The 12379-nt window shown below is 46.2% G+C and carries 9 protein-coding genes; 4 read left to right on the forward strand and 5 right to left on the reverse strand.

Annotated elements, in window-relative coordinates; genetic code table 11:
* Positions 1–60 precede the first annotated feature (60 nt).
* Both XMG48_RS05040 and XMG48_RS05045 read right to left on the reverse strand, forming a co-directional pair.
* A complete protein-coding gene (locus tag XMG48_RS05040) occupies positions 61–1260 on the reverse strand; it encodes a glycosyltransferase family 4 protein (protein ID WP_173483977.1) in 1200 nt (399 codons plus the stop codon).
* Positions 1257–2537, reverse strand: coding sequence for a lipopolysaccharide biosynthesis protein (locus XMG48_RS05045; RefSeq protein WP_173480974.1), 1281 nt, complete (start codon positions 2535–2537; stop codon positions 1257–1259). Before XMG48_RS05045 ends, XMG48_RS05040 begins: the two co-directional genes overlap by 4 nt.
* Before the next feature lie 127 nt (positions 2538–2664).
* On the opposite strand from XMG48_RS05045, the gene XMG48_RS05050 reads away from it, so the two are divergent.
* The 3 genes from XMG48_RS05050 to XMG48_RS05060 are packed head-to-tail and all read left to right on the forward strand — an operon-like array spanning position 2665 to position 6270.
* Entirely contained in the window at positions 2665–3555 is an 891-nt protein-coding gene (locus tag XMG48_RS05050) for a DUF6492 family protein (protein WP_173480975.1), read from the forward strand.
* Between the two features lies 1 nt (position 3556).
* Positions 3557–4957: a sugar transferase gene (locus XMG48_RS05055; RefSeq protein ID WP_173480976.1), complete on the forward strand. Its 1401-nt coding sequence runs from the start codon at positions 3557–3559 to the stop codon at positions 4955–4957.
* Entirely contained in the window at positions 4957–6270 is a 1314-nt protein-coding gene (locus XMG48_RS05060) for a hypothetical protein (protein WP_173480977.1), read from the forward strand. The genes XMG48_RS05055 and XMG48_RS05060 overlap by 1 nt, the downstream gene beginning before the upstream one ends.
* 83 nt (positions 6271–6353) lie before the next feature.
* Here the strand turns inward: XMG48_RS05060 and XMG48_RS05065 are convergent, their stop codons facing one another.
* From XMG48_RS05065 to XMG48_RS05075, 3 genes are all read right to left on the reverse strand, one after another.
* Positions 6354–7526, reverse strand: coding sequence for a nucleotide sugar dehydrogenase (locus tag XMG48_RS05065; RefSeq protein WP_173480978.1), 1173 nt, complete (start codon positions 7524–7526; stop codon positions 6354–6356).
* A 74-nt stretch (positions 7527–7600) separates the two neighbouring features.
* Positions 7601–8998 carry a mannose-1-phosphate guanylyltransferase/mannose-6-phosphate isomerase gene (locus XMG48_RS05070; RefSeq protein WP_173480979.1) on the reverse strand — a complete coding sequence of 466 codons (1398 nt, stop codon included), beginning with the start codon at positions 8996–8998 and terminating at the stop codon, positions 7601–7603.
* A gap of 55 nt (positions 8999–9053) precedes the next feature.
* Positions 9054–10553 (reverse strand): trehalase family glycosidase, encoded by a 1500-nt coding sequence (locus XMG48_RS05075; protein WP_173480980.1) that lies wholly within the window; start codon positions 10551–10553, stop codon positions 9054–9056.
* Between the two features lie 111 nt (positions 10554–10664).
* Here XMG48_RS05075 and XMG48_RS05080 point away from each other — a divergent pair, with 111 nt between their 5' ends.
* On the forward strand, positions 10665–12236 hold the full coding sequence (locus XMG48_RS05080; RefSeq protein ID WP_173480981.1) for a bifunctional GNAT family N-acetyltransferase/carbon-nitrogen hydrolase family protein: 1572 nt from the start codon (positions 10665–10667) through the stop codon (positions 12234–12236).
* The last annotated feature ends 143 nt before the right edge of the window (positions 12237–12379 follow it).

Genomic DNA, 12379 nt, shown 5'->3' on the forward strand with positions numbered 1-12379 from the left:
CTAATCATTAATTCTCAGATAGCAATAAGCAAAAACCTTGCCAGTTTTGCAAAGTGCAAATCAAATAGCCTGATAGAGTTCACTGTATTTAGAGAGCATTTCTCGGTTAGAGTAATTTTTTGCTTGTTCTAAACAGTGCCTAGAGAGTGTTTCGTAATCCAACTGACCAAAGGTTTGCAGTGCTGATTCAAACTCTGATTGGCTGTTAATATCTATGACAAGACCTGTCTCTCCCTGCCTGACGAGCTCGAGCAATCCACCAGCACCATGAACCATTACCGGTATGCCATGGGCATAGGCTTCAATGACAACGCGCCCCATAGGCTCATACCATAAGGAGGGAACAATCAGCACATCGATCTCTGCAAAGAAATCAGCAGGTTTTGTAAATCCTCTATAATCAATGGCTGGATCACTCTCCAGTTGTGACTCAATCCTTTTCTCACCAGTTCCGGCAAAAACGAAGCGGTAATCACTCCCTTCAGGCAGTTGTTTCACGCGATCAACCAACTGCATTACACCCTTGTCGTACTCCAAACGACCAATGTAACCAAAGACTTTCGCCTCACTCGACCGAGGAGTCTGTGACTGTTCTTCAAAATTGTCATTAGGGGAGATGCTGTTATAGATAACTCGCTGATGACTCTTCTTAAAGTAACCGTCTTCGGTGTGGCTATTTAAGATGAAATTGCTAATCCCTACGATGCCATCGACTCGCTCAGAACCCCACCTTTTTGGCGTCGAATAGCATCTACACTCCTTGCAAATTGCTTCGCAATTTATCTCATTTTTTCTTCTCGACTCTCGATGACACTGTATATAGTAATCCCGCAAGGTATGAACGACCTTGCAGCCTCGTTGCTTAGCAATCTTCCAAACCAATACACTGATTCCTTTAAGATTGTTGGTATGCACAATGTCTGGCTGAAACTGATCAATGACGGATAAAATATCTTTTCGATAACGAAAATTACTAAGATCCAGAAGACGTTGTGCAAGCTTCTGAGCAACACGTTTAACTTTGTTGGGTGTTTCTAGCGTTACGAAAGGCCAGTAGATGTTTCTATCTGGGAAGTAGAAGGCTTTTACGCCATTTTCTAAACGCCGAGAACCAACCAAGCTGGGATCTTTCACGATACTGGCTACTGCCACCTCATAACCCATGGAGACCAGACCATCCGCTAGGTTATAAACTGACTGTTCAGCACCTCCTAGCTTGGTAGGAAAGAAGACAGAATTAAATAGCAGAATTTTCATCATTGGGTTCCTGTTAAATCACTACAGCGTTTGGATTTTTGGTAGACAAACAGGATTAAAGTCCCGTAGAGAAAACCGTTAGCAATGCTTAAATAGATGATCGATTGAAGTGGGCTTTGTGCTAGCACGCCAAGGTAGATGGCTAACACCCGAACAGAGAGTGAAACGATTTCATGAGCAAGCAGATGAGCCTGCAGACCTAGAACGGGGACTGATGCAATGGCAGGCCTTGAGGCCAGCATCATCAATAACCACAGGGCAATCCATTGTGCAAATTCTCCCGACGTTTTCCACTCTTCGCCGTAAAGCAGAGCGAAAATGCTAGGCCCAAGTAGAGCGATGAAACCAAAAGGAAATATGCCCAATAAGAATAAATTTCTCGTCGTTCTATTAAGAAGTGCGGTGATAGTCTGTTTTTGCTCTACCCTATCAACAACCTCTTTGTAGAAGACGTCCCCTACACTTTTCCCCAACAAGGTTGCAGGTACAGTCAACAGCGCGAAGGCGATGGTGTAATAACCTGCAGCAGCTGATCCGAACGCCCAGGCAAACATCAACGTAGGCGCAGCCAACGAGACTGAGTTTAATAGCACCTGTGGTGCGCGATAGATTGGAAAATCGTAATAGCGTTTGAGCAAATCACGATAGGAATCTTTAGTGACATACTCAGTGGATAGACCAGATCGCTTCGCTAGATAGAGGTTTTGAATCATCATACCCAGGGTATAAAACAGGACTAACCATCCACCGGTGGCTTTAATCAAACCCATCAAGGTTTGACTCACTCCAATAAACAGCGCCCTAATGTTGAGTGATTTTGCCAGGTTGGAGAACTTCTTAGTTCTAATCTGCCACTGTTCATTAACCTGGAATATCGCAGCAATAAAAATAGCCACAGGTAGTAGCCAACCCAAACCAATAAGGGACTCGGCATTTATTAATGTCAGGACCTCTTTTTCAAAGATCAGCAAACTTATGAGTAAAGTGGTCGATAGAGATAAGCTTATAAACAGCGATAGCTTAGCCAATTTCCAAGCCTCGGCATCGCTTTTCGCCAGTACGATAGACATAGGTAAGGTCAGAGCAATGGCAGGGGCAAACATATAAATTGACGAGGTGAAAACACCTAAATAACCATACTGTTCAGGACCATACAGTCGTGTAATGACCAATGAAAATAGAAGCGTTAAAGCATTAGACAGCGCCGTGCCACTGGCCAGCACCATTATATTTTTTAAAAAAGCATCCTTATTTAGAAAGTGCTTAAGTCGAGAAATCATCAGTCGTAAACCCAAACATTGATCGATTGAACCTCTACAGCATATTTCGTGCCAATGTATTCATATAAATGAATATAAGTTGGCACGATTAATGCTAATCACCAGTAAATGCATACTGGAGTGAGTAATGAGTTCAAACTCTCAATCTGATCAACTGGCGCTAATCACCTGTTCGTATGGTCCGGACTTAGATCGTTGTAAACGATTGTGCGAATCGGTGGATAGATTCGTTGATTCAATCTACGAACATGTCTTGATTGTTCCTAAACGTGATCTCAAAAAGTTTTTAACGCTCGTAAACGAGCGACGCAGAGTAGTCAGTGTTGAATCTGTCGTACCAGACTCATTTATTCAACTCCCATTTTCGAACAAGTGGTGGTTGGGGGCTTGGGGTTTTCCAACACGCGGTTGGGTCATGCAACAGATTACAAAACTAAGCGCAGGCTTCTCCACTAAGGCTAAAACCTTAATGTTTGTGGACTCAGATCTACAGTTCATACGCCCGCTTGACCTCTCTTTAATTGAACAGTCAGGACGCACACGTCTGCACTCTATTCCAGGGGATATGGACTACGGTGTTCACCTTAAATGGCATGCGAAAGCTGGAGAATTGCTCGGCTGCGACACAGCTTATGCGGGTTCTGATTACGTTGGACAGTTGATCACATGGGATCGAGAGACGTTGATGGCTATGTTAAGGGACATTAGCAGAGAAACCGGTACTCACTGGACAAGAGCGATTGCGCGCTCTTTGACTGTGTCTGAGTACATTCTGTACGGCATGTATGTGACACGAGTGCTAGGTATTAACCGATCAAACCACTACGAAACAAGCAAAGATCTTTGTCACTGTTGCTGGGATTCTGAGGCCGCTAAGGCAGTTTCCAATGGAACCGCCAAAGTTGATCCATCGGCTATCGCCGTTCTAATTCAATCAAATTTAAGCTTCACAACGGATGAAGAGGCCGAATTGATTGATAAGGCATCGAAAATTTCAAACGCAAAGGTTGGTGCATGATATGCAGATATTAGAATCAATCACTCCAATCAATGAATCAGATTTTCGTCAGTACATTGAACTCTCACTTCGCCAAAGCAGTGGCAGTCAAACAGTCTCTTTCATTGACGCTGCAGGGCTTTCAATGGCGAATGAGCAGGCAGATCTCAAGCAGGCATTTTCATCTGTCGATCTGCTCATCCCTCGCGGGCGTGGTATCAATGTATCGATGAACCTGATTAATCGTGGACAAATGCCGTCAGCAAACAGCTCATCACTCTATCGAGAGCTACTGCTATCACTTGAAGCGTTTGAAAAACCGGTCATTTTGTTCACAGACAATAAAAAAGCCGCGCATAAAACAGAGCTCGAGATTACTAAACTTTACCCTAACCTAAATCTCCAGATCACTATTTGCGATACACAATACGATAAAAGCACACAATGGTTTTTAGATAAGATCAAAGAGAAAAACCCAAGCTCGGTACTATTCGCTCTCGAGACTCCCCTTCAAGAGCGTTTAATGTCTCGAGTAAAATCAAAGTGTGAAGTACCTCTGTTGGTCACTTTGGGGCATCCACTGTTTGATGCTATTTTTGAGGTGAGTGAGGGCTTTAACTTATCTCGCCTAAGACACAGCGTCCTCTTCTCTCCAATGCGATTTTTTAAAACCTTCGTAGGAACGCTTTATCAAATCCCTAACAGTGACGAGAAACGAAACTCACGTATCAATACGATTTTAAGACAGTGGGGATGGTCAACCCGCATTAAGCGCCTATCAATACGAACCAAGTCATCTCTGTGGCTATTGCGATGCAAAATGCAAAGCATTTTAAAACGATCTATTGACTTATTAGGCGCCGGTTTGGGGCTGCTATTGCTATTACCGCTGTTAATTCCCGTTGCTGTAGGGATAAAAGTCACTTCGCCTGGACCTCTCTTTTACTCTCAAGTCCGGGTAGGACACCGAGGCAAGCTGTTCAGAATGTGGAAGTTCCGTTCAATGTATATCGATGCCGACGCACGTAAAGCGGCACTAATGGAACAGAATGAATCATCTGACGGCGTCATTTTCAAAATGAAAAAAGACCCTCGCATTACACCGATAGGTCGCATCATCCGTCGACTCAGTATTGATGAGCTACCACAACTCTATAACGTGTTGATCGGTGATATGTCGCTGGTTGGCCCGAGACCCGCTCTAGAAGCTGAAGTCGCTCAGTACCCGGTGCTAGCCCGCGCTCGTTTAGAAGCTATGCCTGGTTTAACAGGTCTGTGGCAAATCTCAGGTCGATCAGACCTCCCCTTTGATAAGCAGGTTCTGTTGGACACTGCCTATGTAAACCAGCAATCAGCAATGAATGATGTAAAGCTGATCGCTAAAACCATACCTGCTGTAGTTAGCGGTAAAGGAGCCTACTAATGACCATTGAACGTGCCATTCTTTTCGCTGATCGAAAAGGGAAAGAGCTAACTCCTCTCAATGATCGCTACCCTATCTGTTTGCTACCCATTGCTGGTAAAACACCCCTAGAGTTCTGGCTTGAGCAGCTCTGTGATATGGGTGTTAAAGAGGTAGATATTGTGATCAATCAGTTCGCTGATCTGATTAAAAAAGCGGTACCCAATGGTGATCATTGGGGGCTAAAACTTAACTACCATTTATCAACCGGTGAAGAGCCGCCTCTCGCTTTTTGGAGTAGGATGCACTTTTCAATGACAGGTAAGATGATTGCTGCACGAGCCGATGTTTTGCCCGTCAAAACAGAACAGGGAGCGATTAGTAATCTATTAACGCTGGACTCTGAATCGGTTGAACAGCTAAACACCCTAGAGTGGAATCGAAGTGAAGATAAACAGCGTGATTCCAACTCACTCGCGTCACTGGATGCATACGTAAAAGCCTATTTTGCTCTGCTAAACGGCGATCACTATGGCCTAGTTCCTAGGGGGTTGCGTGCAGACGATGACAAATGGCTAGCGACACCGACCTTCAGTTCAAGTCGCTCAGACTCAATTGAAGGACCTCTCTACATCGGCAGAGATGTAATGATTGATCAGAACGCAACCTTGTCTCAAACGGCGGTTGAGGCAGGCTCTATGGTCGATAAAGGCGCTCAACTGAATCGAGCTATTGTATTTCCAGGTACTTATGTTGGACAGGACGTCAGTTTAACGGACTCAATTGCGATGGGCAGTTTACTGGTCGACTTGAAACACCAGAGTGTTATACAGATTGCAGATCCTGCATTAATTAGTCCGATCATACCCAGCAGCTCATTGGTTAAAACGAATACCAGCGAACGATTAGTGGCATCTATGCTTATGATCTTATCAGCACCCGTCGCATTGCCACTGGCATTGATTACTCAAAAATCGGGGGTATTAAATAGAGAAGATCAGCTCTCAAACCGAGGATCTCGTCTACACCCGCTCTGGTTTACCAAACTTAACTTCACATCAAATATTGGTTGGGTAAAACGCTGGCCTGAGCTTTTAGGGGTGATCGATGGGGATCTAAAGCTATTTGGAAGCGAGTATGAGTCCATCGAAGATGAGCGCACCCTAACAGAGCTTCCAATTTCCCAGGGTCTGTTTACGCCTCAATCGGTGTTTAAAAATCAATCACTCGATGAGTTTGAACGACAACTTTGGGGGTTAGAGCTGGCGAACGAGAAGCTTGGTCCTTTTCGACTCTTTGCAAGAGCCATCAAAGTAAGCTTAAAGAATATTTAAATAGGGCCACTCTTTTACCGGTCCAGTAACAACAAAAAAGGTGGCGAGCTATTTAGCTGGCCACCTTTTTTATTAGTTAAAAACTAACTGTCGCTATTGAATATATCGCGGGTAAAGACTTTATCAAGAACGTCTTCTAACTCTTCATCCATCCGGTTACAGACGATCACATCCGCATCGGCTTTGAATGCATCCAAGTCTTTGTAAACGATGGAGTTGAAGAATAGATCCTCTTCAAGCACTGGCTCATAAACAACGACCACAATGCCTTTTGCCTTCAGGCGCTTCATCACCCCCTGAATAGCAGAGGCGCGGAAGTTATCCGATCCAGACTTCATGACAAGACGGTAGAGCCCGACAATCTTTGGATTGCGCTTAAGAATAGAGTCCGCAATAAAATCTTTACGGGTGGTGTTGGACTGAACAATCGCACCGATTAAGTTACTGGGTACGTCATTGTAGTTAGCCAGTAGCTGCTTGGTATCTTTTGGCAGGCAGTAACCACCGTAACCAAAGCTTGGGTTGTTGTAGTGAGTGCCGATACGCGGGTCTAACCCTACCCCTTCTATGATCTGTCGCGTATCCAAGCCGTGTGACAGCGCGTAGGTGTCCAACTCATTGAAATAGGCCACACGCATTGCAAGGTAGGTATTGGCAAAGAGTTTGATCGCCTCAGCTTCGGTACTACCGGTGAATAGTGTGTCGATATCCTCTTTAAGAGCCCCCTCAACGAGCATTGCAGCAAACTTCTCTGCACGCTCAGACCGCTCACCTACCACGATACGTGATGGGTATAGGTTGTCGTACAGCGCCTTACCTTCACGTAAGAACTCTGGCGAAAAGATAATATTGGGTGAATTGAACTCTTCACGCAGATTACGAGTGTATCCGACAGGTATGGTCGATTTAATGACGATCGTCGCTTCCGGGTTAATGCGAATAACATCTGAAATCACCGCTTCAACTGAGCGAGTGTTAAAGAAGTTAGTCACCGGATCGTAATCGGTGGGTGTCGCGACAATGACGTATTCAGCACCTGCATACGCCGTTTCCGGATCCGTTGTTGCAACCAGATTTAATGCTTTTTCGGCTAAATAGAGTTCAAGTTCAGTATCTTCAATAGGCGCTTTACGGTCATTGACCAGGGCTACCCTATTCTCATCAAGATCTATGGCTGTCACTTCATTATGTTGAGCCAAAAGAACGGCGTTGGACATGCCCACATAACCTAGGCCTGCAACCGCTATCTTTGTCATATAAAAATCCTAATCGTTAAGTCTGTATCTCTGCTAACAGCTAGCTAGAGTCACACACTCAAATTACAAATGCGTTAAGAACGGCCGTAGAGATCTTCAAAACGGACAATATCATCTTCACCTAGGTAAGAACCTGACTGAACTTCAATCAACTCTAGTGGGATCTTGCCTGGGTTCTCTAACCAGTGAACACAGCCAACCGGGAGATAGACCGACTCATTCTCGGTTAGCATGATCTCTTCGTCATCGCGCCCGACACGAGCCGTACCCGACACAACAATCCAGTGTTCAGCACGGTGGTGGTGCATCTGAACCGAGAGTTTATTACCCGGCTTCACGGTAATGCGCTTAACTTGGTAACGTTCGCCGCTATCAATGGAGTCGTATTTACCCCATGGACGGTAGACTTCACGGTGCAGCTCATACTCACTGCGACCCTCTGCTTTTAAGCGCTCAACGATCTTTTTAACGTCTTGCACCTGATCCTTGCCTGCCACCAACACTGCGTCTTTGGTTTCAACCACAACAATATCTTTAACACCGACAGTCGCAACCAGTTTACTGGTCGATTTGATCAAGGAGTCTTGGGTGTTGTGGGTCATGACATCACCACTGACGGCATTGCCGTCGCCATCCTTAGGGGTAACTTCCCAAAGCGATGACCAGGCACCCACATCATTCCAACCGGCATCCATTGGCACGACTACAACATTGTCAGCTTTCTCCATCACCGCATAGTCGATCGACTCATCCGGACAGGCTTTAAACGCCTCTTCATTAATGCGCACGAAATCTAGATCCGGAGTAAGAGTTTCTAATGAAGCGGTGCAAGCATCTAGGATATCTGGACGGTGTTTACCCAACTCTTCGATGTAACGTGACGCTTTGAATAGGAACATACCGCTGTTCCAGTAGTAGTCACCCGAATCTACATAAGCTTGCGCACGTTCAAGATCTGGTTTCTCAACGAATTCCGCTACCTGATAGCCTTCTGCTTCAGCAGCGCCACGACGAATGTAACCATAGCCGGTTTCAGGACCCGTGGCGACAATACCAAAAGTCACTAAAGCACCCGCTTCAGCAAGGGGTTTGGCTCTGTTCACTTGCTGCTGGAAAACCTCGACATTCTCAATGACATGATCCGCCGCTAACACCAGTAGCAAAGGGTCATCTTCGGTAGTCAGTGCCTGCAGTGCAGCCAATGCAATGGCCGGTGCCGTATTGCGACCGACTGGCTCCAATAGAATATCGGCCTGGGCATCCATCGCACGCATCTGTTCTGCAACGATGAAGCGGTGCTCCTCATTACAGATCACCAACGGCTTTCCATCGCTGATACCGTCCACACGTGAAGCCGTTGTCTGCAGCATGGTTTGTTGGCCTGCCAAGGCTAGAAACTGTTTCGGATAGAGGGAGCGAGACAGTGGCCATAAACGTGAACCGGAGCCACCGGCCATAATTACAGTTTTCATTTAATCCATTCCTTTTATGATCTATCCAAAACACTAAGCAATGATTGTGCCAAAATTAAGTCTCCATTGCGCGCTTTAGTGCCAAATAAGTCCCATTCGTCCAACCGAAACCATCTTGAACGGCATATTCACCGCCACCGGCGATCTCACCGGGTGTGACTACATTGTACTTCTCCAACATTTTGCCCGTTTGGCTAAAGACTAGCTCTAGGGTGCTCAGCCAGCGTTTAGCGCCCTCTTCTGCCAACTCATCAAACTGGTAATGTTTTAAACCTTGGAAACAGATCCACTGCAAAGGGGCCCAGCCATTCGGCGAATCCCACTGTTCTCCCGACTCAACATTGGTCGTTACCCAACCGCCCGGTTTTAAAAACTCTTCATTTAACTTAGCAACGACGCAAGCGGCTCTCTGTGGTGATGCAATACCTGCAAATAGCGGGAAACTCATCGCCAGTGACTGATGGTCTCTCAGTTTAAACCCATCTAGGTCCAAATCGACATAACAACCAAGGTCGTCATTAAAGAAGTAGTATTCAATCGCATCGGTACGCTGATTAGCCAACTGCTCATAGTGGCTGGACAGTTCTGGTAAACCTTTGATCGACGCTGCTTTTGCAATGACTCTCTCTACCATGACCAATAGCGAGTTAAGATCCACAGGAATAATGTTTGACGTTGAGATGGAACCGAGATCCTCACCATTGAACCATCGAGATGAGAAGTCCCAACCCGATTCAGCCCCCGCTCTTAGATCTCGATAAAGGGTCTCTTCATCTCTATCAGAAGCCTTAGCAAGCGACTCATCCTCTCTGAAGCTCTCCTGACGCGGTGTGGCGGCGTCATCCCAGTAGCGGTTCAATGGCCCTTTTTCGGTCATAACAACACGACGATTGGATTCACCAACAGAGAGTTTTGCAGCGCCATCCATCCAGAAGAGAAGATGCTCACGCATCATATGGGGTAGAAATTCAGCCAATACCGATTCATCGGTTTGATTCGCTAGCAGATCGACCATCAAAGCAAAAAACGGTGGCTGACTTCGTGTGGCAAAGTAGCTTCGGTTGCCGTTGGGTATAAAACCGAGTGTCTCGATAAGATGTGCAAAGTTCTCCACCATATGGCGAACAGTTTCCACGTCACCTGACTCTACTAAACCCAGCTGGGTGAAGTAGCTATCCCAGTAGTAGATCTCATTAAATCGCCCACCCGGCACGATGTAGGGATTAGGCAGTGGGATACAACTACTGCCCTCTACATGCTGATCTGACGGGCGCTTCAACACAGACCAGAGCTGTTCGATGTGCTCATGAGGATTGATACTCCCCCGCTCTGATACCGAGGATTCAAGGGCTTCTCGCTTAAAGAAACGTGGAATAAAGTCAGCCAGCTCAAACCCAACTTCACTCTTACACTCTATGAATGCTTGGTTTATTTCATCAGATGAGGCCGTAGGCACTAGATCAACAAAGGTTTTAGAGTCAGGAAATAGACCTGAACGTTGAATGGCAAGAAAGAGTTCCGGAAACATAGCGTCCGGTGGGGTTGGCAATGACACAGTATCCCTCCAATAATCACAAACGCCATTGTAAATAAAACTTCGAGAAAACCCATAACAGGTCTATGCTTAAGTTATCTAAACAGTGCTTAATTTGTTCGAGAGACCTTTATGAGCTACGAAAACCCGAAAGATCTTCAACTGAAACTGCGCAACCTAACCCTGGACGATCTGGATCAACTGGTCGAGTTGATGGATCGCGTCTACGATGATCTGGGTGGCAGTTGGCCAAAAGAGTCCCTTGCTCTTCTTCTAAAACAGTTTCCTGAAGGGCAAATTGTCATTGAAGATAGCGGCACCATTGTGGCTGGCGCGCTCTCTGTTCAATGTGCTTATAACCGCTTCACTCGAGCCCACACCTACGACGATTTGATCGGTCGACGTGAGACCTTCCAACACGATAAGAAAGGCGATGCACTCTACGGTTTGGACCTATTTGTGCACCCAGACTATCGTGAATATCGATTGGGCAGAAGATTATATGATGCTCGAAAAGAGATCTGTATCCAATTGAATTTACGATCAATTTTAGCGGGTGGGCGCATCATAAACTACTACAAGCACGCTGAAGAGATGACGCCTAAAGAGTACATCGAAGCGGTGCGCAAACGTGAGGCTTATGACCCCATTCTAAGTTTCCAGTTTGCTAACCACTTTGAAGTGAAACGTATTCTTCGAAACTACCTGCCAGAGGATGAGCGATCTAAAGGGTTCGCGACTCTGCTGGAGTGGATCAACATCGATTACGAACCAGAAGATGAGTCTCTGCAAGCCGAAAACTTCAGAAAACGATCCGTTCGCGTCAGCGCCATACAGTGGCAGATGCGCACCACAGAATCCTTTGAACACTGGTTAACCCAGGTTGAGTACTTTGTCGACTCTATGGCCGACTACACGGCCGACTTCATTATGTTCCCAGAGTTCTTTAACGCCCCGCTCATGGGGCTCGGCAATCAAGAGAATCAATATGAGGCGATCAGATTCCTAGCAGGCTATGCCGAGAGAACCATTGAAGCGATCTCTGGCTTTGCCGTCGCTTATAACATCAACATCATCTCGGGCAGCATCCCGGTACTGGAAGGTGACACTCTCTACAACAATACCTACTTATGCCGTCGTGATGGCAGCATAGAGGTGCAACCGAAGCTCCACATCACACCGCACGAGCGTCGTGACTGGGTCATTGAGGGTGGTGACACACTGCAGGCCTTTGATACTGATGCGGGTCGTATCGGTATTCTGATCTGTTACGACGTTGAATTTCCTGAGTTGGGTCGACTGTTGCGTGATGAGGGCATCGACATTCTTTTTGTCCCTTTCTGGACAGATACAAAGAACGGATTTCTTAGAGTACAGCGATGTGCACAGGCGCGCGCTATTGAGAATGAGATCTATGTTGTCATCGGAGGCAGTGTCGGCAACCTACCGCAGGTACACAATGTCGATATCCAATATGCTCAGTCGGCTGTCTATTCGCCGTCTGATTTCGCCTTCCCGCACGATGCGATCATCGCGGAGAGTACACCTAATACTGAGATGGCACTGATAGCCGATTTAAACTTGGATTCGTTGTACGACGTCAGGGAGAAAGGGTCAGTGACCAACGGAAAGGACCGTCGAACCGACCTCTACTCTTTGGTGTTGCGGAAAAAAGCGACCGATGCGCTGAAAGAGAGTGAATAAACTTGTTGGAGCATCGCGGCCTTTTCAAGACCGCTCCAACATGCCAACCTTATTGTAGGAGCTAGCCCAAAGGGCGAAGCGACCTGTTGGAGCCTTATCGAAGATGAGGCGAACAGGTGTCAAGCTTAGCAAGAAACCTTGAA

Origin of the sequence: Marinobacterium sp. xm-g-48, from assembly GCF_013282925.1 — a bacterium.
Lineage (GTDB): Bacteria > Pseudomonadota > Gammaproteobacteria > Pseudomonadales > Balneatricaceae > Marinobacterium_E.